Annotated in this window: 19 protein-coding genes; 11 read left to right on the forward strand and 8 right to left on the reverse strand. The window is 52.6% G+C overall.

Features of this window, described 5'->3' with window-relative positions:
• Window positions 1–102: 102 nt before the first annotated feature.
• The gene (locus tag J0X12_RS01655; protein ID WP_207041359.1) at window positions 103–627 is read right to left on the reverse strand and encodes an EF-hand domain-containing protein; all 525 of its coding nucleotides are present in this window, start codon (window positions 625–627) and stop codon (window positions 103–105) included.
• Window positions 628–785: 158 nt separating this feature from the next.
• Here J0X12_RS01655 and J0X12_RS01660 point away from each other — a divergent pair, with 158 nt between their 5' ends.
• Genes J0X12_RS01660 through J0X12_RS01670 form a run of 3 tightly spaced genes read left to right on the forward strand, consistent with a single transcriptional unit; the run spans window position 786 to window position 2,791 of the window.
• Window positions 786–1,424 (forward strand): TetR/AcrR family transcriptional regulator, encoded by a 639-nt coding sequence (locus tag J0X12_RS01660; protein WP_207041361.1) that lies wholly within the window; start codon window positions 786–788, stop codon window positions 1,422–1,424.
• A 33-nt stretch (window positions 1,425–1,457) separates the two neighbouring features.
• The gene (locus J0X12_RS01665; RefSeq protein ID WP_207041363.1) at window positions 1,458–1,892 is read left to right on the forward strand and encodes an acyl-CoA thioesterase; all 435 of its coding nucleotides are present in this window, start codon (window positions 1,458–1,460) and stop codon (window positions 1,890–1,892) included.
• A complete protein-coding gene (locus J0X12_RS01670) occupies window positions 1,889–2,791 on the forward strand; it encodes an acyl-CoA thioesterase (protein ID WP_207041366.1) in 903 nt (300 codons plus the stop codon). Before J0X12_RS01665 ends, J0X12_RS01670 begins: the two co-directional genes overlap by 4 nt.
• Window position 2,792: 1 nt before the next feature.
• Here J0X12_RS01670 and J0X12_RS01675 read toward each other — a convergent pair whose 3' ends face one another.
• Entirely contained in the window at window positions 2,793–3,410 is a 618-nt protein-coding gene (locus tag J0X12_RS01675; protein WP_207041368.1) for a TetR/AcrR family transcriptional regulator, read from the reverse strand.
• A gap of 232 nt (window positions 3,411–3,642) precedes the next feature.
• Here J0X12_RS01675 and J0X12_RS01680 point away from each other — a divergent pair, with 232 nt between their 5' ends.
• Window positions 3,643–4,590 (forward strand): homocysteine S-methyltransferase family protein, encoded by a 948-nt coding sequence (locus J0X12_RS01680; protein ID WP_207041370.1) that lies wholly within the window; start codon window positions 3,643–3,645, stop codon window positions 4,588–4,590.
• 205 nt (window positions 4,591–4,795) lie between these two features.
• Here J0X12_RS01680 and J0X12_RS01685 read toward each other — a convergent pair whose 3' ends face one another.
• The 5 genes from J0X12_RS01685 to J0X12_RS01705 all read right to left on the reverse strand — a co-directional run bounded on the left by J0X12_RS01685 (window position 4,796) and on the right by J0X12_RS01705 (window position 11,927).
• Window positions 4,796–5,932, reverse strand: a complete 1,137-nt coding sequence (locus J0X12_RS01685; protein WP_237687927.1) for an acyl-CoA dehydrogenase family protein — start codon at window positions 5,930–5,932, stop codon at window positions 4,796–4,798.
• A 149-nt stretch (window positions 5,933–6,081) separates the two neighbouring features.
• Entirely contained in the window at window positions 6,082–7,872 is a 1,791-nt protein-coding gene (locus J0X12_RS01690) for an acyl-CoA dehydrogenase C-terminal domain-containing protein (RefSeq protein WP_207041378.1), read from the reverse strand.
• 14 nt (window positions 7,873–7,886) lie between these two features.
• Window positions 7,887–10,220, reverse strand: a complete 2,334-nt coding sequence (locus J0X12_RS01695) for a 3-hydroxyacyl-CoA dehydrogenase/enoyl-CoA hydratase family protein (RefSeq protein WP_207041380.1) — start codon at window positions 10,218–10,220, stop codon at window positions 7,887–7,889.
• Window positions 10,221–10,222: 2 nt separating this feature from the next.
• Complete coding sequence (locus tag J0X12_RS01700) at window positions 10,223–11,359, reverse strand: thiolase family protein (RefSeq protein ID WP_207041382.1); 1,137 nt, start codon at window positions 11,357–11,359, stop codon at window positions 10,223–10,225.
• Window positions 11,360–11,486: 127 nt separating this feature from the next.
• On the reverse strand, window positions 11,487–11,927 hold the full coding sequence (locus J0X12_RS01705; RefSeq protein ID WP_207041385.1) for a MerR family transcriptional regulator: 441 nt from the start codon (window positions 11,925–11,927) through the stop codon (window positions 11,487–11,489).
• A 150-nt stretch (window positions 11,928–12,077) separates the two neighbouring features.
• Here J0X12_RS01705 and J0X12_RS01710 point away from each other — a divergent pair, with 150 nt between their 5' ends.
• Entirely contained in the window at window positions 12,078–12,404 is a 327-nt protein-coding gene (locus J0X12_RS01710; protein ID WP_207041387.1) for an Mpo1-like protein, read from the forward strand.
• Window positions 12,405–12,408: 4 nt separating this feature from the next.
• Here J0X12_RS01710 and J0X12_RS01715 read toward each other — a convergent pair whose 3' ends face one another.
• Window positions 12,409–13,437, reverse strand: coding sequence for a glycosyltransferase family protein (locus J0X12_RS01715; protein WP_207041389.1), 1,029 nt, complete (start codon window positions 13,435–13,437; stop codon window positions 12,409–12,411).
• Window positions 13,438–13,703: 266 nt separating this feature from the next.
• Here J0X12_RS01715 and J0X12_RS01720 point away from each other — a divergent pair, with 266 nt between their 5' ends.
• From J0X12_RS01720 to J0X12_RS01745, 6 genes are all read left to right on the forward strand, one after another.
• Entirely contained in the window at window positions 13,704–14,621 is a 918-nt protein-coding gene (locus tag J0X12_RS01720; RefSeq protein WP_207041391.1) for a sulfite exporter TauE/SafE family protein, read from the forward strand.
• Window positions 14,622–14,625: 4 nt separating this feature from the next.
• Entirely contained in the window at window positions 14,626–15,405 is a 780-nt protein-coding gene (locus J0X12_RS01725) for a TIGR02186 family protein (protein ID WP_207041393.1), read from the forward strand.
• A gap of 112 nt (window positions 15,406–15,517) precedes the next feature.
• A complete protein-coding gene (locus tag J0X12_RS01730; RefSeq protein WP_207041395.1) occupies window positions 15,518–16,756 on the forward strand; it encodes an MFS transporter in 1,239 nt (412 codons plus the stop codon).
• A gap of 27 nt (window positions 16,757–16,783) precedes the next feature.
• Window positions 16,784–17,614 carry a CoA transferase subunit A gene (locus J0X12_RS01735; protein WP_207041396.1) on the forward strand — a complete coding sequence of 277 codons (831 nt, stop codon included), beginning with the start codon at window positions 16,784–16,786 and terminating at the stop codon, window positions 17,612–17,614.
• Window positions 17,611–18,366 (forward strand): CoA-transferase, encoded by a 756-nt coding sequence (locus tag J0X12_RS01740; RefSeq protein ID WP_207041399.1) that lies wholly within the window; start codon window positions 17,611–17,613, stop codon window positions 18,364–18,366. The genes J0X12_RS01735 and J0X12_RS01740 overlap by 4 nt, the downstream gene beginning before the upstream one ends.
• Before the next feature lie 35 nt (window positions 18,367–18,401).
• Window positions 18,402–19,598 (forward strand): CaiB/BaiF CoA transferase family protein, encoded by a 1,197-nt coding sequence (locus J0X12_RS01745; RefSeq protein ID WP_207041401.1) that lies wholly within the window; start codon window positions 18,402–18,404, stop codon window positions 19,596–19,598.
• The last annotated feature ends 77 nt before the right edge of the window (window positions 19,599–19,675 follow it).

Raw genomic sequence — 19,675 nt, forward strand, 5'->3', positions numbered from 1 at the left:
CGCCCTTTGGAGGCAGGCCAAACGCAAAAGGCCCGCCCCTCTAATGGAGTAAAAAGGAGCGGGCCCCGTTTACGCGATGACAAGGTATCGCGTACTCTAATGTCAGCCTTTTTTCATTCCATGCTTTTTCGGGCCCATGTTCTGCAGTTCTTCTGCAGAAAGGACACCGTCCTTGTTACCGTCAGCGGCCTCGAAGCGCTTGTCGGAGGCCGCCGCGAACTCTTCCTTCGTTACAACGCCATCTTTGTCAATATCGAGGATTTCAAGCATTCGGGACGCATGACGTTCTTTCCGCATTTCACGTTTCATGTCGTGGAAAGCACGGGCTTCCTCCTTGCTGATGGAACCGTTGCCATCCTTATCGAGCTTGTCGAAAAATTCCTTCTTCTTGACGGTCATTTCTTCGACACTGATCGTACCGTTGCCGTCCTTATCAAGCCTGGAAAATCGTTCCGTGGATCTAACCGTCATTTCCTCGAAACTTATTTCTCCATCCTTATTGGTATCCAGGCGTTCAAAGATATCGCCTTTATGGTGACCCTTATGCGGACCATCCGTTGCAGCTATTGCAAGGGCGGGGATTGCCAGGGCGGCAATCATTGAGCCGATAATAATCTTCCGTTTCATTACTCAAGTCTCCTTCATTGGTTTGACTTATCCCTACAACGAACCGCGAAAAGTAATTCCGTCGGGAAATGCCAAAAAAATTACACAGGACGGCATAGAAAATTTTATTGAACATAGTTCATTTATGATGATAGTGTTTAATATATGAGGAATTGGATTTGACAGACTCACATAATAAGAAAGTACGGGCGAACAGTTTGGCGAAATTCAAGCGGCAGCATATTCTTGCCGCAGCGCGCCGGATATTCGACGCACATGGCACAGATGGCCTTAATATGCGGACCATCGCCAAGGAAGCAGGCTATTCGCTGGGGGCGGCCTATAGCTACTTTCATACGAAGGAGGAAATACAGGTCGAGTTGCTGGCCGGCATTCTTGGCGATCTAACCCGCCATCTCAGGACTGGGCTCCAACAGGAGACAGGGCGGGGAAACCCGGGGGTTCGGACCTTTTCAGCTATTGCCTCCTATTTCCGGGAACGGACAGAGGAAAGACGGCTCCTCCTGCAGTCCCTTCCAGCCCTCGAAGAGAAAAACGTGGACATCCCGGCGGCCGCCCGGAAAGAACTCAACAGTCGTTTGCTCACGCTAATGGGTTTACTTGCGAACGGCCTTCATCAGCATACCCCCGCATCTGCCGCACAGGCGCAAGAGGAAACAACTGATTTCGTCGCCTATCTCCTTGGGATGATGATGTTGGAAAGCGGCAGTCGTCTTCAATTGTTGAACGAGCACGGACAAGAAATGGTCGACCGGTATAGCAAACGGATGTTATTAAGGGTGACGCAACAAGAATAACAACAATAATTGTAAGACAGGAGTTCCCCGTACATGAGCGGTTATATGGAGAGCTATCGCGGTCAGGTCCTGATGCGTGAATGCGACCTTCTGGGACATATGAACATACAGTATTATGGCTCCCGCATCAGCCTGGCGATGTGCAACATGTTTCACGTCATCGGCCTGGATCCGGATGATCTAAAAAATGGCAAGCGCGGGCTCGCCGTCGTGCATCAGGACTCCCGCTATGTCGCGGAACTTCACGCTGGCGACATTATTCACATGCAGAGCGCGGTTGTTGGAAGTTCTGATAAAACAGTGACAATTGATCATCGGCTCTACAACAGTGTGGACGACGGGCTCGTCTTTACCAGCCGGATGACATCCGCCTATATGGATCTTGAAAGCCGCAAGGCCATTCCGTTGAGTGATGCGATCCGGCAAAAGGTGGCTGAACTGAAAATCGACGGGGAGAACGCGGCATGAACAAGGTTCTTCCCCTGTACCGGGGCGCGGTCGAGGCCTGGGAATGTGACCAGATGCGCCATATGAATGTGCAATTCTATATGTCGAAAGCCTCCGACGCCTTCGCCCATCTACAAAACAGGCTTGGTCTTTCCCCGGCGTTTATTCGCTCAACCCGCAAGGGACTTCGCTTCAGGAGTATCCGCACACAATACAAGGCAGAGGTCCATGTAGGCACCCCTCTCTATGGCCTTGGCGGAGTGCGGGATGTAGCGGGCGACCTCATCACGGGCTTTATACATATCTTTAATTCGGTCAATGACAGGTTGTCTGCTGTTTATGAATTTACTGCAGACTATGCCGATTTCGATACGGATACTTCACTGCCCCTACCTGATGAAATCCGGGTCGCCGCAGAGGAATTGGCGGATCCACACCCGGACTGCCTCCGACTGAAACCTTTTGACGGCGCTCTGATGCCCGACCGCCCACTCAATCATATGTTCGAAAGCGCGCGTGGGTCCGTGGATGTGTGGGAATGCGATCAGTTTAATCATATCGAGATGCGGCATATCGTCGGCTACTTCTCCGATGCCGCGACCCATATCATTAACGCGGTCGGTCTGACTCGGGAAATTATCCGCAGCCGCAACCTTGGCTCGGCGGCGCTTGACTATTACTCCGAATTTCACGCACCGATCAGGAAATCAACAGCTATACTGCTTAAAAGCGGCCTTATCGGAGCCGACGGGAAGATTTTCCGTTTCGGCCATAATCTGATTGATATGGACACTGGCAAGCTGGCCGTGACAACCACAGTTATTGGCTGTTACTTCGATATGACAACGCGCAAATCCGTGCCCCTGCCCGAGGAATTTACAAGTTACCCGAAGGAGAAGCTTCTTAAGGAACAGATGTAAATCAGAACATACGGGGGTTAAAGAGAAGTTTGATATAAGACCGGAACAGTAATATCTGGCCAGCAAGCTTCTCCGGTTCCCGCAGGGCCTTCGACATAATAATTCCCCCTTCGACGATGGTGGAGATGAAATCGGCAACCTCCACCATATCAACATCGTCATTCGGCGGGTAAGTCTCGCTTATTTCATTCAGAAGCTCGATGAACCGCTTTCGCCATGCAAGAGTTCCATTTCGCGTCAGGTCGTGAATGTCCTTGTCGAACAGGCGTTCCTGATAACAAATCGTCGCCACAAGACAGCCCGGATGGCCCTCGGGCAAGTCTGCCATCATTTCTGCAAATAACTTCAAGCCAATCAGAAACGCATGAAGTGGGTCTTCATTCAGCTCCCTTGCACGCTTAAAAAGATTATCCAACAGAATCTCGTCCTGTTCGAGATAACGGCGCACAAGGGCCCGGGCAAGTTCTGTCTTGTCTTTGAAGTGATAGAAGAAACCGCTCTTGGTGATTTCGGCTTCGGCGATCAGTTCGTCAATAGAAGTCGCGCCGAAGCCTTTTGCCAGAATTGCAGCCTCGGCAATGGAAAGCAGCCGCTCCCTTGTTTCAGCGCCTTTTCCCATAATTTCCTCGAAGGATGTTAACTGCAAAAAACAGTACTGCAAGTACAGTACCGTCGGTACAGTTTAATCGACAGCCGACCACATTCTACCATGTATTATGCCGATAAGAAATATATTAACTTATTGAAATAAACAGTATTTCAACTTTGTCGTCAAAGTGCACCATTGCTCCACTATCATGTCGAGCCCCTTGTGCATATTTTCCTGTCATCCAAACAGACAGGAGATTCAAATGAGGCACGCGAAATATAGAAATCAGTTGCCGCAATCAAAAGACAACATTTATTTGGCCGATGGCGGGCTGGAGACCACAATGTTGTTCCTGGAAGGATTTGATCTGCCTTACTTCGCTGCGTTTAACCTGATGCGAACCCAAGAAGGCAAGCAGGCGATCGAAAACTATCTGTTGAAATATATAGAGATTGCCAAGGAAAACGGAACCGGGATAATTCTCGATACGCCGACCTGGCGCGCCAGTCAGGATTGGGGGAACCTTTTGTGTTACAGCCCCGAAGCCTTGGATGCGGTCAACCAGGAATCTGTCGAAATGCTGCATGATATCCGTGACGCCCATGAGACCGAAGCGACCAAATGTGTCATCAACGGCGCGATCGGTCCGCGTGGGGACGGATATAATCCTTCTTTCATCATGTCCGCACAACAGGCATCCGATTATCACCGGGCGCAGGTCACGTCATTCGTCAAGGCAGGGGCGGATATGATCACCGCCGTAACGATGAACTATGTCAACGAAGCCATCGGCATAACCCGGCTTGGGGCCGAAGCCGGAATCCCGACGGCAATTTCCTTTACCGTCGAGACCGACGGCCGTCTTCCAACTGGCGAAACACTGGAGGAAGCCATCCGCAAGACAGAAATCGCAACCGAGAATAGCCCTGTCTACTACATGATCAACTGTGCCCATACCACGCATTTTGAAAATGCCGTGAAATCCGGCGGAAGTTGGCGGGACCGGATTGGTGGATTGCGGGCAAATGCCTCGGCTTTAAGTCATGCTGAGCTTGACGAAGCGGAAGAGTTGGACGATGGCAACCCATCGGAGTTCGCTGCGCAGCATGTGGAACTTGCGCGGCATTTACCCAACCTGGTTATGGTTGGCGGATGCTGCGGCACCGACCATCGGCATATCGCCGCCATTCATCAACATTTTCATTCATAGAAAGGTCAGGCTCCGGGAACTTTTTCTCAAAGGCTTCCGGAATCTAACTAGGTAAGAACGATGCATTTCAGATACGACTGGACAGAACCGGGAACATCATACGGAACACCGAGACACTCACCTATATTTCTTACAAGCGATGTGCGATGGACACCCAATGCCAGCCCCAAGCGCTCTTTGCAGTGGCTTGCCATCCTCATTGCCCTTATAGGCTTCGGGCAATGAGCTCCTTCATGATTTCATTGGTACCGCCATAAATGCGCTGAACTCGCGCATCTGCATAGGACCGTGCGACACGGTATTCCCACATAAATCCGTAGCCGCCATGAAGCTGCAGGCATTCGTCAATGACCCTGTTCTCGATCTCGGAAGTCCAGTACTTCGCCATGGCCGCCGTCGCGACTTCCAATTGGCCTTTCAGCAGTTCCTCGATGCATTTATCGACAAAAACCCGGGCAATCTGCACCTGTGTTTTCTGTTCCGCCAGCTTGAAACGGGAGTTCTGGAACTCGATAAGATCCTTGCCGAAGGCGCTACGATTTTTTGTATACTCAATCGTTTCATCCAGAACAGCTTCCATTGTCGCAGTTGCACCGATGGCGATCTGCAACCGTTCCCAGGCAAGTTCCTGCATCAGGCAGAAAAAGCCTTTTCCTTCCCCGCCGAGCATGTTGCTAGCCGGAACGCGCACGTCATCGAAAAAGAGTTCCGCCGTGTCCTGCGCCTTGAGGCCTAGCTTGTCGAGATTACGGCCTTTCTCAAAGCCGGGCGTTCCCGCCTCGACCAGGAACAAGGTAGTGCCCTTGGCACCAGCGCTCGGGTCTGTCTTGGTTACAACGATTACCAGATCGCACATAAAGCCGTTGGTGATAAAGGTTTTGGAGCCGTTGATGATATATTCATTCCCATCCTTCACGGCCCGGGTTTTCACCCCCTGCAGGTCCGACCCCGCACCCGGTTCTGTCATGGCGATCGCGCCAATCATTTCGCCGGACGCCAGTTTGGGCAGGTATTTCTTTTTCTGTTCTTCGGTCCCGTAATTGAGAATGTAGGGCGCAACGATCTCCGAATGCAGGCCGAACCCGGGCCCCGTTGTGCCGGCGCGCGCCTGCTCCTCCATCATGATGATACTGTATAGCTTGTCGGCACCTGCACCGCCATATTCCTCCGGAATTGGCATGCAAAGAAGACCCTGCTTCCCCGCTTCTTTCCAGGCATTACGGCTCACCTGACCGTCCTTTTCCCACTGGGCGTGATGCGGAATGATATGTTCCTCGTAAAACCGGCGAACCGATTCCCGGAAAATATTATGTTCTTCGCTGAAAATACTTCTTTCGATCATCTCGCCACCTTTATTTTTATGTTTCGTGCGAATTTCCCAACAATTGACAATTTGTCAATTTTGTCCAAGTCTAGCCTTTTGTATCGCATTTCTCCACAAAAAAGGCGAGCCCAAAGACCCGCCTTTTCGTATATCTCATACCTGAAGACCTAGAAAGCTTCCGCGTCCAGTTCCATCATGGTTTTTGCACCGGCGCTCATTTTTACAAGCAAAGAAGACACATCCGGGAGCATACGTTCAAAGAAGAAACGTGCCGTGACCAGCTTGGTCTTGTAGAACTCGGGATCGTCGGTTCCTTCCGCGAGCTTTTCCGTCGAAATCTTCGCCATCTGCGCCCACATAAAGCCGAGTGCAACGAGACCGAACATCCGGAGATATTCCGTTGAGGCCGCGCCGGCCTCATCCGGATTTTTCATGCCCTTCTCTCCCAGCAGCGCCGTGCCCTGCTGTAATTTCGCGAATGCTTTCGCGAGCGGCATGACAAACTCTTTCTGGTCCGGGTCTATCATGTTTTCCTGGATGAAGGCATCCACCGGATGGAAGAACTGACGAAGGTTGCGGCCCATATTCTGCGGCAGTTTGCGTCCCACAAGATCGAGCGCCTGAATGCCGTTCGCCCCTTCATAGATCTGGGTGATACGGGCATCGCGAACGAATTGCTCCATCCCCCATTCCTGAATATAGCCATGACCGCCATAACATTGCATCGCGGTTGCGGCGAGCTCGAAGCCCATATCGGTGAAATAGGCCTTGATCACTGGCGTGAGGAGTGAAAGCGCTTCATCAGCGGCACGCCGTCCCTCTTCGTCAGGATGTTTCTCGACCATGTCAACCTGCAATCCTGCCCAGAGGCCGAGTGCACGCGCACCTTCGGTAAAGGCACGGATCATCAGCAGGTTCCGGCGAATATCCGGATGCACGATGATCGGATCAGCGGGCTTTTCCGGCGCCTTCACGCCCGAGATGGAACGGCCCTGCAACCTGTCTTTCGCATAGATCACCGCATTTTGGTAGGCGACCTCGGCCTGTGACAACCCCTGAATACCCACACCTAGACGCGCGGCATTCATCATGGTGAACATGGCGCGCATGCCCTTGTGCTTCTCGCCCAAGAGCCAGCCCGTTGCATCCTCATAGTTCATAACGCAGGTGGAGTTGCCGTGAATACCCATCTTATGCTCGATAGAACCGCACTCAACCCCGTTGCGGGTGGCCGGGTTTCCATCGGCGTCCAGCAGGAACTTCGGCACGATAAAAAGCGAGACGCCCTTGATCCCGTCCGGACCTCCCGGAATTTTCGCCAGCACCAGGTGGACAATATTGTCCGCCATATCATGTTCACCGGCGGAGATGAAAATTTTCGTGCCGGTAATCTTGTAGCTGCCATCGTCCTGCGGGACCGCCTTGGTGCGCATGAGACCTAGGTCCGTGCCGCAATGCGGCTCCGTCAAGTTCATGGTGCCGGTCCAATCGCCGGTCACCATCTTCGGAAGCCAGGTCTGCTTCTGTTCATCGGTGCCATGCTTGTGGATAGCGGCGTAGGCTCCGTGAGTAAGACCGGGATACATGCCGAACGCCATATTCGCGGCGCTCATCATTTCAGCGAACGCAATTCCGATCACATGAGGCAGTCCCTGCCCGCCATAGTCGGGATCGGCATCGAGGCCCATCCAGCCGGCAGCACGATATTCGTCATACGCCTCTTTGAAACCGGTCGGCGTTTTCACCTCGCCATTGTTCCAGGTGCAACCTTCCTTATCGCCGACCTGGTTGAGCGGCTGGATCACCTCGCTCATCAGCTTGCCACCCTCTTCAAGGATCGCATCAATCATGTCCGGGGTTGCATCTTCGAACCCCGGCATATTGGTCATCTTGTCGAGACCTAGAAGGTCGTTCAGGACAAATTTGAAGTCTTTTACCGGTGCATTGTAGACAGGCATCTCGATACTCCCTTCTAGTTTCTAAGCGGCTTGCCGGTGGTGAGCATATGCTCGATCCGGTCAAGCGTTTTATGGTTATGGATGAGAGTCATGAACCCCTCGCGTTCCAGCTGAAGCAGTTTCTTTTCCGTCACCGGCTGGGTAATGTCCGTGTCACCGCCCGTCAGGACGCGGGCGACCTGCTCACTGACGACACCGTCATATGCCGTCGCCCTGCCCATAGTCACGAAGCCGGACACGGCCATATCGAAGGCGGCCGCTGCGGTTTCACCGGGCAGATTCACCTCAACCGGTTCCGGCGCGGCGTAACCTTCCACCATCTCAAGCGCGCGCTTCTTTGCATCGGCGAGAACACGCTTGCGGTTCATGGTCACGCGGTCACCTTCCCTCAAAATCATCATGTCTCGTGCTTCTGCCGCGCTGGTCGCAACCTTGGCGGTTGAAATCGCTTCAAACACTCCGGAGAGAGCAGGCATTGCGCCACCCGGACGCTTCTTGTTCAGCATCGCACGCATCACTAGTTCCTTGCAGCCGCCGAAACCAGGGATCACCCCGACGCCAACCTCCACAAGACCCATATAGCTTTCTGCATGGGCCTGAACGGCCGCCGCCGCGAGGACAATCTCACAACCGCCACCGAGCGCCATGCCAGCGGGTGCTGCAACAACCGGGAATGGGGCGTATTTCAGCTTCATCAGCGCATTCTGGCCTTCAGAGATCGAATTCTCGATCACCGGCCACATCGCCGCGTTGGCAGCAAAGAGAGCAAGGCCAACATTCGCACCGACGGAGAAGTTGTCCGCGTCATTGCCAATAATCAGCGCCTTGAAGCCCTTCTTGTCGATCTTGCCGGCTTCCACCAGCATGGCGACTACATCCTGATCAATGGAATTCATCTTGGTGTGAATTTCAAGGCAGGCAACGCCATCCCCAAGGTCCCAGATACTTGCACCCTTGTTAGACAATACCGGCTCATTGCCACGTTTTATGTCGGCAAGCATCCAGGCGCCCTCAGGCACCGGCACGACAGCATAATCACCGTCAACCGTCATGTAGAAGGCGTCCTTGCCCTCTTCCTTGTAAAGTGGACGATCGCCGACTTTCTTCAAGAATTCCGGAACGGGTAGGTCTTCGGCCTCCAGCCGGTCAATGAAATACTGATTGCCGAGCTGGTTGAGTTGTTCAAAAGGTCCATATTTCCAGGCATAACCGGTTTTCATGGCTGTATCGATAGCGATGATGTCATCGGCGATCTCACTCACCAGTGACGCAGCATAGGAAATCGTTTTGGAGAGGATCGCCCAGGCATATTGCCCACCCTTGTCGTCATATTCGACAAGAGCGCGGAGGCCCTTTTTCGCCGCTTTGACGGACCCAAGCTGAGGCTTTTGTGCCTCGGCATATTCGCCGGTCTTTAGATTGCGGGCTTCCTTGACGCGTTTGCCGTCCTCTTTATTCATGCGGTAAAAGCCGCCCTTGCCCTTACGGCCGGTATAGCCTTCCTCGATCATCTTTGTGGTCATCGCGACCAGGGGATGATTGGCGTCATACTCTTGCGCGAACGCATCGCTCTCCGGAAGCTCTGAAAGCATGGACGCAATTACCTTTGGCCCAAGGTCAATCCCGGTCAGATCACCAAGACCGAAAATCCCGGTCGACGGAATACCCATCGGCTTACCGCAGACAGCGTCCGCTTCCTCAACCGTGAGGTCGAGATCATAGGCGGATCTGGTCGCAACAGAAGACCAGTAAATACCAATTCGGTTACCGACAAATCCCGGAGTGTCGTAACAATCGACGACTTCCTTACCGAGCGAGATATCCGCGAAGGTGCGTAGATCCTCCAGCGCCTCTTTTCGCGTATGGTCCCCGCCAACCAGCTCAAACAGCCGCATATAGCGCGGAGGATTGAAGAAATGAGTAATGGCGAAATCCTTCTGCAGGCTTTCCGGCATTCCTTCCATCAACGTCTTGAGCGGGATGGTAGAGGTGTTGGATGTTATGATCGAGCCATCTTTTCGAACGTCATCAAGACGCGTATACAGATCCTGCTTGAGGCCGGTATTCTCGATAATCGCCTCACAAATCCAATCGCAGTCAGCGACAAGATCGAGGTTATCTTCAAGGTTGCCAGTCGTCACAAGCCGCGCATTCTTCTTATGCATGAAGGGCGCAGGCTTGGTCTTCAGCATTGTTGCAACAGCACCTTCGGCAAGCATATTGCGGTTTTTTGCATCCTTGGGAACGATGTCCAGCAGGACGACCGGAACGCCTGCATTGGCGACATGGGCGGCAATCGCCGCGCCCATGACACCAGCGCCGATAACGGCTACTTTCTCAATAGCCATGATCAGCAAGCCTCCAGAACCGTGGCGATTCCCTGGCCACCGCCGATACACTGTGTTGCAAGTCCGAGCGCCTTGCCTTCACGCTGCAACAGGCTCGCGACCTTGCCGGTGATCCGTGCACCCGTTGCGCCCATCGGATGACCGAGCGCAATGGCACCGCCATCAAGATTGGTTTTGGCGAAATCCATGCCGGATTCCTTCAGGACCGCCAGGGCCTGTGCCGCGAACGCCTCATTCAGTTCAATGATATCGATATCCGCGAGAGTGATACCCGCACGCTCCAACGCTTTCTTGGTGGCCGGAACCGGGCCGATACCCATCAATTCCGGCGCACAGCCTGCGACGGCAATTGACCTGATCCGCGCGAGCTTTTTCAGCCCGTTTGCATCGGCATACTCCTCAGAGCATACTAACGTTGCGGAGGCTCCGTCCGTAAGCGGAGATGACGTTGCCGCTGTCACGGTGCCGTTTTGGTCAAACGCGGGCTTCAGACCTGCGAGAGTTTCCATTGTGGTCTCGGGGCGGATACAGCCGTCCTGCTCAACGCGGTTATTGCCATCCACAATCGGGATAATTTCATCCGTAAACTTGCCTGCGTCGCGTGCCGCGGTCGCACGGGCATGACTTTCAACGGCCACTTCCTCCTGCTCGAGACGGGAGATACCATATTTCTTTGCCAGATTTTCTGCCGTGATTCCCATAGAGACATAGGCTTCAGGATAGGATTTGTAGAGCCCGGGGTGCGGCGCCGGGTTGAAACCACCCATTGGCACACGGGTCATGCTTTCGATCCCGCCGCAAACAAAAACGTCGCCCGCGCCCATCTGGATCGCGCCAGCGGCCATGTGAATGGCCTGCATGGAAGAGCCACAAAAACGATTTACCGTCGTCGCGGCGGTCGATTTCGGAATGCCTGCAAGGAAACTGATAATGCGCGCTACGTTCAGGCCCTGCTCCGCCTCCGGAAAGGCGCAACCAATAATGACATCTTCTATATCCTCGACATTGACACCGGTATTTGCAATCAGGCCCTTGACTACCTGTCCTGTCATTTCATCAGGGCGGATCTTGATCATTTCCCCCTTGTTGGCGAGTGTGAAGGGAGAACGTGCATATCCCGCGATTACGACATTTTTCATTGTCTCGGCTTCCTTTCAGATCATTGTAAATGAACCGGCTACTCCCGGTCGATTTCTGTAGTTCTGCTCCAGAATATAGAGCCTTAATCTTATGAAATTTACTTTGCCCGATCCTACAGCGAAGGATTTAGGCGATCGTTTTCTTGCAGCTGTCAGCAGATGCGCTGCCCGATGCCAAATGCTCTTTCAACTGGGAAATACCCTCTTCCAGTTCCGCAATGGCTTCATTGATATCCGCTCTTTGCGTGACCAGCTTTTCCAACTGCTCTTCACATTTTTGCAAGGTAAAGGTGAGTTGATCCGTACTCCCGCTCTCGGGCGAGTACATATCCAGCATCTTCTTGATGTCCTGCAAACTGAATCCGAGGCGACGGCCTCGCAGGATGATCTTCAACCGTCCGCGATCCTTTCGGGAATATATACGTGTCGTGCCTTCCCGCGCCGGATTTACAAGGCCCTTGTCCTCATAGAAGCGTATGGTACGAGAGGTGACACCGAATTCTTCAGCGAGTTCCGTGATCGAAAAGCTGACCCGGCCGTCTTTGTCAATTTCTGCTCTGGCATTCATTTTATGTCTGGAGTCCCAATCCTTAGTTATAGGCAGACTATAGTTGACGTTTACGTAAACGTCAACCTTTGATAATGAGCTTGCTACCGCTGGATTGGCCATAGAACTATCTGTTATAATGTATAGTGAATATAAGGGGGGAGGCAAGGAATGACGGTTAAAATCACTCATTATGCGGAATTCTGGCCCTATTATCTGCGGGAACATTCAAAGACGAAATGCCGCCAGTTGCATTATATCGGCACAACGCTCGCCCTGTTGAGCCTGCTTGCCGCCTTCGCTTTCATGATGCCCTGGCTGATCCTTCTCGCGGTTGTCGCCGGGTACGGCCCCGCCTGGATAGCGCATTTCTTTGTGGAGAAGAACCGCCCCGCGACCTTTACCTACCCATTTTGGTCACTCTATAGCGATTTCCGCATGTATTTTTACTGGTTGAGCGGGAAACTGCCTGAAGAGCTCAGGAAAGCGGGAATTTGACCGATCAAGTTCTGTGTAATTCCGTTGGCCACTGATAATCTTCGCTCAGGTTCTGGCGAAATGTCACCTCGGTAATATATTTGGCTACGAGCCGTTCATTGAAAATCTCGTGGACGCGTTTCCAGCCATTCTTGGCTATTTGTCGTGCCTCGTCATCATGCTCGTTGAAATAGGCAATTTTTTCGAGCAGTTGATCGAAGTCGTCATAAAAGGCGAGTTCATCCTCCTTGAAAATCCGGTCATACCCCGCCCGGCGGTGGATCAAGGTCATCAAGCCACTACCAACATATTGCGCCATCCGGTCCGAGCTATAAAGCGGGTCCCCTTCCCCCTGGCTCAGGTTCAAGCCCATTCGCGCATTTCCAAGGTGGCGTTGATAGGTAATTCCTGCGAGCGGGAGTCTTCCGCGCATGCCGAGGATTTCGACTTTTTCGTCACCGAACCTGTCGAGAATTCGGCTGGCGACTTTAAAACGCTCGCTCTCAGGCAACGCATTTCCCATGCCATAGAATAACCGAAACTGCGGATCATCATTCTCGAAGGCACGCCCTGTATCAATGGACAAATCGACCAGGTTTGGAAAATAGGACACGACATTGTTCTTGCGGGCAAATTGCGCGAGCTGATCTCCTGCTGTCGTGATAAAAATCGCATCGGCGTCGTCCGCATGTGCGGTAATTCTATTGACGTTATCCTGATGCCAGAGGGCATCAAAATTATAGGCCGCAATTTTGATATGCGGGACCGCCTTGCGTATTTGTTTTAGTGTGGTCGCGAATATGGGGTCCGCATGACCAATGACCAGAAGGTCCGGCCAGAAATTTTTCGCCGTTTCCAACAGACGGAAATTTGCCGGCACGATGCCGAACTTGCGAGACCCGAACCAAGTCGATGCACGCGCAATATCCCGGTCACTGAACTGATAAACCTGATGGCCGTTACGGATAAATCCATTTGCGAGCTTCCTGTTAGAATCATAGAAGCGGGTACCGTTGGATTTTTCGTTAAAGTTTCCGACGTAAAGGACGCGCATATTTACTCCTGAACTTCTTCGCCGCAGATTGTGTGGGGCCTAGATACCTTGGCCTTTGCATCCTTCACAAGGGAATTTTCCATATTTGCCCCATATCAACGATCCGTATTTAAGATAGTCTCATGGAGTTGACAGGTAAAATTGGCCCAAAACAATAAGTTTTCCCTGCGTCCCCTTCCCTTCTGCGGTCTTTTAATGTATAGCCAACAGAATCGGTATCACTCCCCGCCTGAGCCACTCAAAAAAAGAAGGCCAAAGCTGTCGAAATGACTGTTTATCTGCCCATTGCCGAAATATCAGTTAATCTGTTTCTGATCTTGGGCATGGGCGGAGCAATCGGACTTCTATCGGGAATGTTCGGCGTTGGTGGTGGCTTCCTCATGACCCCGCTGCTGATATTTATCGGTATTCCTCCCGCCGTATCCGTCGCCACGGTTTCCAATCAGATTACGGCCGCAAGCGTATCCGGCGTTCTTGCCCATTGGAGACGTGGAAATGTCGACTTCAAGATGGGCATGGTCCTCCTGATCGGTGGTATCGTCGGGTCTGTAGTTGGCACATGGATATTTACGATACTTAAATCGATCGGCCAGGTCGACCTGATGATTTCCCTGTCCTATGTCATTTTTCTGGGGACAATTGGGATCTTGATGTTTATTGAAAGCGTTAACGCGCTGATCAATACACGTAGAGGTACCGTGAAGCGTAAGAAGCTTCATCAGCACTACTGGATTCACGGTCTTCCCTTCAAAATGCGGTTCCGCAAGTCGAAGCTATATATCAGTGCACTGATGCCACTTGGTATTGGGGCGCTGGTTGGTATTCTGTCAGCCATAATGGGGGTTGGTGGCGGCTTCGTTATGGTTCCGGCGATGATCTATCTTCTTGGCATGCCGACCAGCGTCGTGATCGGGACGTCCCTATTCCAAATTATCTTTGTGACCGCCAACGTCACTTTACTACATGCCATCAGCACACAAACCGTGGACATCATGCTCGCTCTACTCTTGATGAGCAGCTCTGTCGTTGGCGCACAAATCGGCACCCGGCTGGGAACCAAGCTTCGCGGTGAACAGCTGCGCGGACTGCTAGCCTTGTTGGTCATCATAGTCTGCCTGAAATTGGCATTCGACCTCGTCATCACTCCTGTTGATTTATATTCTCTTGGCGAAGGAGGGCATTGATCGGATGTTCTCTACCGTTCGCAAACTGACTACTACCGTTGCCTTCTTCTGCGCAATTGCTCTTGGGTGGACCACGCACGGCCAGGCCCAGTCTTCATTGGTCACTGATATATCGTCTCACTTAATTTCTGTAACTTCAGATTTCACCGGTACAGAGTTACTTCTTTTCGGCGCCATTCAGATTGCAGACGAAGAAGAAGGGCCGAACCGAGGAGATGTGCTGGTTGTTGTCCGGGGACCCGAGAAAAATGTCATCGTCCGCCGGAAGGCTCGGGTTGCCGGTATCTGGGTCAATACGGAAGCACTGGAGTTTGAGCGCGTGCCAAGCTTTTATGCCTTGGCGAGCAACCGCCCGGTAGAGGAAATTGCTGCGCCGGATGTTCTCAATCGTCTTCGCATCGGCCCGTCTCGCCTGCGATTTCGCGTGGCTAAGTCCGAACAGGTCAGCCTACCTTTTGAAGAAGCAATCGTCCGGCAGAAATCCCGGGAAAATCTCTATTCGGACCAGGAAACTGCCGTCTATTTTCTAGGTGATACGCTATTTCGAACAACGATCGCCATTCCTGCGAATGTGCCTGTCGGTGACTATATCGCGGAATTCTACCTGTTCAAGGATGGGGAGCTTCTGGGGGCCCAGTCTTCCCCATTATTTATCAAGAAATCGGGGCTAGGTCGTCAAATCTATGATTTCGCTTATGATTACCCGGCACTTTACGGCATCGCGGCCATCATCGTCGCCCTGATCGCCGGCTGGCTTGCATCTGCCATCTTCCGGAAGGATTAAAGTCTGTTAAAGAAAGGGCATTCTAATTCTGTTGCAGGTCAATTAGAATAGATCAAACCATTGTCACCAATCCTCTTCACCCGGAAAAAACAATAAAAATGGAGCGGGGCTATTGAGCCAGTCCAAGAAAACCGAATTTGTCCCGATCGCAATTGGCGTTCTCATGCTGTGTTTTCTGATGGGGCTGGTCGGTCGATTTGCATTTGAGAATTTTCCTAACCTGGTCTCGCCGCTTGGCAGTGAATTCCAATGGCCCCGCGGCACGGTTGCCTCTATCTATTCCATTGGCGCGGTGATTACCGGCCTTACAGGACCCATTGTTGGCATCCTGTTCGACCGCTACGGCCCCCGAACTGTATATGGCATTGGTATATTATCTGCCGGGCTTGGTCTGATATTTGCCAGTTACGCCACGAATATCTGGCAATTCTACATGACAATCAGTCTGCTCGTCGGGTTCTCGGCCTCCTGCTGTGGCAACGTTCCCAACGCCGCCATGGCAAGCCGATGGTTCAGGGCGCAAATACCGCTGGCCCTCGCCATTATTTATTCCTCGATGGGGGCCGGAACGCTTCTCGGCCTGTCCTTATCCCAGATTTTCATCGAGAATTATGGCTGGCGACAGGCAGAGCTCCTGCTAGGTTTTTGCGTATTAAGCCTTCTATTGGTCATCCTGTTTCTGCCCTGGCGGCGGATTACGGCGGGCAGTACAGAGTTATCCCGGCCGCAGACAGCTGATGTTAAAAAGCCGGAAATTGAATGGACCATGTCCAAGGCGATCCGTACATGGCCCTTCTGGGGTCTGGCATCCGTGTTCTTCTTTACGGGAAATGGCATGTTTTCGGTTGTAATCCAGGCTGTCACTTATCTGATTGAAGTCGGGTTTACACCCATTGAAGCGTCAGTGAATTACGGTTTGTCGGGGCTGCTCATCCCGGTTGGCATGCTTGGCGCCGGATATCTCGCCCTAAAGATCGGGCTCTTTAAAACGGCCATGCTCAGCTATGTGATTACAATTGTGGCAGTGGTTTGCATCTGGTTGTTGGATCGGTCGGATCATTTAATACCGCTTTATGGCTTTATCATCTTTTTCGGCCTTTCCATGGGGTCTCGTGGTCCGATGATCGGCTCCATCTCGTCGCTACTCTTTCATGGGCGCAACTTTGGGACCATTTACGGCGGAATAGCCGTCGGGGGCGGTTTCGGAATGGCCAGCGGATCATTTTTCTCAGGGCTGATCTTTGACTTGACGGGCAGCTATGACGCGGTATTCACTTATTCAATAGTTTGCCTTGTCGTCGGCGCGTCCCCATTTATCCTGATAAAAGAAATAAGAAACCAATCTTGGTAAGGTTGGACAGAACAGAAGGAGCATAAAATGCCCATGGCAATAGAGGAAATTTCCATCGATGACTTTGCGAAGGCTATACCGGATGGCGCCAAAGTCGCGATCCCGGCGGATTACGCCGGCGTTTCCATGGCGGCGACGCGTGCCCTCATCCGCCGCCGCGCGAAAGCTCTTTATCTCGTCGGCGTCCCGACAAGCGGGTTACAGGCAGAATTGCTGATCGGCGCGGGCTGTGTCAAAACATTTGAAAGTTCCGCCCTTACCCTTGGAGAATACGGCCCCGCCCCCCGGTTTACCAAAGCTGTTCGCGAAGGGTCGATCCATCTGATTGACGCAACCTGCCCGGCCATCCATGCCGGCTTACAGGCCTCACAGAAGGGCATTCCCTTCATGCCGCTGCGCGGTATCTTGGGAAGTGATGTACTGAAGAACCATCCTGGCTGGAAGGTGATCCAAAATCCATTTGCGATCGACGATGACCCGATTGTTGCCATCCCGGCGATACAGCCGGACGTCGCGCTGTTTCACGCACCGCTCGCCGATCGGGATGGCAATGTGTGGATCGGGCGAAAGCGGGAACTGGTGAATATGGCGCATGCCTCCAAGACCACATTCGTCACTGTCGACGCGATCTCGGAAACGAGCCTGTTCGAAACAGAGGAAAAAGCTGCGGGGGTGTTGCCTGCCCTGTATGTCGGCAAAGTGTGCGTTGCCCCGAATGGAAGCTGGCCGCTGCCGTTCTGGAATGGGGCTGACGTAGATGATGCCCATATGCGCCAATATATGCAAATGGCGGCAAACGACGCTGGCTTTCAGGAATATCTCGATCAGTTTATTTTGCAGGAAAGTGTCCCGGCATGACAAATATTGTGGACGACAAGAAGGCGCTCATTTGCCTGATCGCTAACCTGCTGCGCGATTGCAATCATGTCGCAGTTGGCGCAGCCTCACCAATTCCCGGCGCGGCAGCTCTTCTTGCCAAGGCGACCTGGGGCACACCCAGATTCGTCAATATTCTGGGATCCGTCGACAATAACTTTTTCACCGGCGGTGGCGGGGAACTTTTCGACTGCGCGGCGCAAGGGCGAATCGACGCTTTCTTCCTGGGTGGCGGACAGATTGACGGTCAGGCGAATATCAATCTCATGGGCCGAGGTGACTACCCAAATTGCAGTCCGAGATGGCCGGGAACTTTCGGTTCCGCCTATCTGTATTTTCTTATTCCCAAGGTCATTCTTTTCCGTGAGGAACATACCCGGAGGACGTTGGTTGAAAAAGTTGATTTCATCAGTGCGCCAGGCCTCTCCGATGAAAAAACATATCGTAAGGGCGGGCCTTTTGGCTTGCTCACCAGTAAGGCGTTCTTTCATTTCGACAAAGAGAAGAAACGCTTTCGCCTGGTATCCATTCATCCGTCAAGCTCGCTCGAGGATATCCTGGATAATACCGGCTTTTCCTTCGACTATTCGGAGGAGACTCCCCTGACGTCTCCCCCTGATCCCGCGCTGCTGGAAGTACTCAACCGGGAGGTCCGGGGCAAAGTCGCGGAAGTATACCCGAATTTTGCAGATACCATATTTCCGGTGACTTCCAACGCAGGGCACGATACATAACCCTTCACGAAAACAAAATAAGAAGTAGGACCAATATGTCTAGTAAAGGCGCCCTTTCGGGCTTGAAAGTGATTGATCTTTCCCGCGTTCTCGGGGGACCGTTCTGCACCCAGATTCTGGGTGACCACGGTGCCGAAGTCATTAAAATCGAACCACCGCAGGGTGACGAAACGAGAGGCTGGGGCCCGCCCTACAATGACGCCGGCATTGCTGCCTATTTCGCAGGTACCAACCGCAACAAGCGGTCCATTTCCCTTGATATCCGCCACGAAGAAGGTAAGAAGATTCTTCTTAAGCTTCTTGAAGATGCAGACGTTGTGGTCGAAAACTTCAAGACTGGCAGCCTTGAAAAGTGGGGCCTTGGATATGACGATGTTCTTTCCAAGAAGTTCCCTCGGCTCATCCATTGCCGGGTCACAGGCTTTGGCGCCGACGGTCCTTTTGGTGGTTATCCGGGTTATGATGCGGTTATTCAGGCCTGGGCCGGGTTGATCAGCATTAATGGATCCCCGGATTCCGGCCAGGTCCGTCTCGGCATCCCCTTGGTTGATTTGGGAACCGGGATGAATGCAGTCATCGGCATCCTGATGGCCGTCAATGAACGCCATGTCTCCGGTAAGGGGCAATCCGTGGAGGCTTCCCTGTTCGACACGGGTATACAACTTCAGCATCCGCACGCCGCAAATTACCTGATGTCAGGCAATGCGCCGAAACTGACGGGCAATTCTCATCCGAATATCGCGCCTTATGACCTTTATCCCACGCGGACAACACCAGTCTTCCTGGGGGTCGGGAACCATGGGCAGTTTACGAAACTCTGCGCATCGCTGGGCGAACCTGATCTCGCCAAAGACCCCAGGTTTGCTGACAATTCGCTTCGCGTGACGAACCGCGAGGCCCTGAATGAAGCGCTGAACAAGCTCTTTGCAGATAAGGATGGCGTCGAAGTGGCGACTCAGCTGTTGGCGGCGGGCGTTCCCGCAGGCGCCGCCATGTCGGTCCCCGAAGCGATTAACCATCCCCACACCCGCCATCGTAATATGGTCGTCGAAATGGATGGCTATAAAGGAACAGGGGTCGCCGTAAAACTGAGCCGGACCCCCGGATCGGCAAAGTCAATCCCGCCTTCGTTCGGGGCACAGGGGCGTGATATTCTTAAAGAGCATGGGTTTGATGACGGCGAAATCGAAAATTTTGTGAGCGACGGCGTCTTATGGGAACAACCCAAATGACGCGATAGATAGCAAAATTTCAAATCGGGGGTTGAAGTCGGCTGTCACCCGTCTGATAGTATAAAATCAGATAACCA

It is taken from the genome of Sneathiella sedimenti (assembly GCF_017313765.1).
GTDB classification, from domain to species: domain Bacteria; phylum Pseudomonadota; class Alphaproteobacteria; order Sneathiellales; family Sneathiellaceae; genus Sneathiella; species Sneathiella sedimenti.

Excerpts from the sequence above, each read along its gene's own strand:
- J0X12_RS01655 (WP_207041359.1), bottom strand. The coding sequence starts at position 627 with ATGAAACGGAAGATTATTATCGGCTCAATGATTGCCGCCCTGGCAATC.
- J0X12_RS01665 (WP_207041363.1), top strand. The coding sequence starts at position 1,458 with ATGAGCGGTTATATGGAGAGCTATCGCGGTCAGGTCCTGATGCGTGAA.
- J0X12_RS01670 (WP_207041366.1), top strand. The coding sequence starts at position 1,889 with ATGAACAAGGTTCTTCCCCTGTACCGGGGCGCGGTCGAGGCCTGGGAA.
- J0X12_RS01675 (WP_207041368.1), bottom strand. The coding sequence starts at position 3,410 with ATGGGAAAAGGCGCTGAAACAAGGGAGCGGCTGCTTTCCATTGCCGAG.
- J0X12_RS01680 (WP_207041370.1), top strand. The coding sequence starts at position 3,643 with ATGAGGCACGCGAAATATAGAAATCAGTTGCCGCAATCAAAAGACAAC.
- J0X12_RS01685 (WP_237687927.1), bottom strand. The coding sequence starts at position 5,932 with ATGATCGAAAGAAGTATTTTCAGCGAAGAACATAATATTTTCCGGGAA.
- J0X12_RS01690 (WP_207041378.1), bottom strand. The coding sequence starts at position 7,872 with ATGCCTGTCTACAATGCACCGGTAAAAGACTTCAAATTTGTCCTGAAC.
- J0X12_RS01695 (WP_207041380.1), bottom strand. The coding sequence starts at position 10,220 with ATGGCTATTGAGAAAGTAGCCGTTATCGGCGCTGGTGTCATGGGCGCG.
- J0X12_RS01700 (WP_207041382.1), bottom strand. The coding sequence starts at position 11,359 with ATGAAAAATGTCGTAATCGCGGGATATGCACGTTCTCCCTTCACACTC.
- J0X12_RS01705 (WP_207041385.1), bottom strand. The coding sequence starts at position 11,927 with ATGAATGCCAGAGCAGAAATTGACAAAGACGGCCGGGTCAGCTTTTCG.
- J0X12_RS01710 (WP_207041387.1), top strand. The coding sequence starts at position 12,078 with ATGACGGTTAAAATCACTCATTATGCGGAATTCTGGCCCTATTATCTG.
- J0X12_RS01715 (WP_207041389.1), bottom strand. The coding sequence starts at position 13,437 with ATGCGCGTCCTTTACGTCGGAAACTTTAACGAAAAATCCAACGGTACC.
- J0X12_RS01720 (WP_207041391.1), top strand. The coding sequence starts at position 13,704 with ATGACTGTTTATCTGCCCATTGCCGAAATATCAGTTAATCTGTTTCTG.
- J0X12_RS01725 (WP_207041393.1), top strand. The coding sequence starts at position 14,626 with ATGTTCTCTACCGTTCGCAAACTGACTACTACCGTTGCCTTCTTCTGC.
- J0X12_RS01735 (WP_207041396.1), top strand. The coding sequence starts at position 16,784 with ATGCCCATGGCAATAGAGGAAATTTCCATCGATGACTTTGCGAAGGCT.
- J0X12_RS01740 (WP_207041399.1), top strand. The coding sequence starts at position 17,611 with ATGACAAATATTGTGGACGACAAGAAGGCGCTCATTTGCCTGATCGCT.
- J0X12_RS01745 (WP_207041401.1), top strand. The coding sequence starts at position 18,402 with ATGTCTAGTAAAGGCGCCCTTTCGGGCTTGAAAGTGATTGATCTTTCC.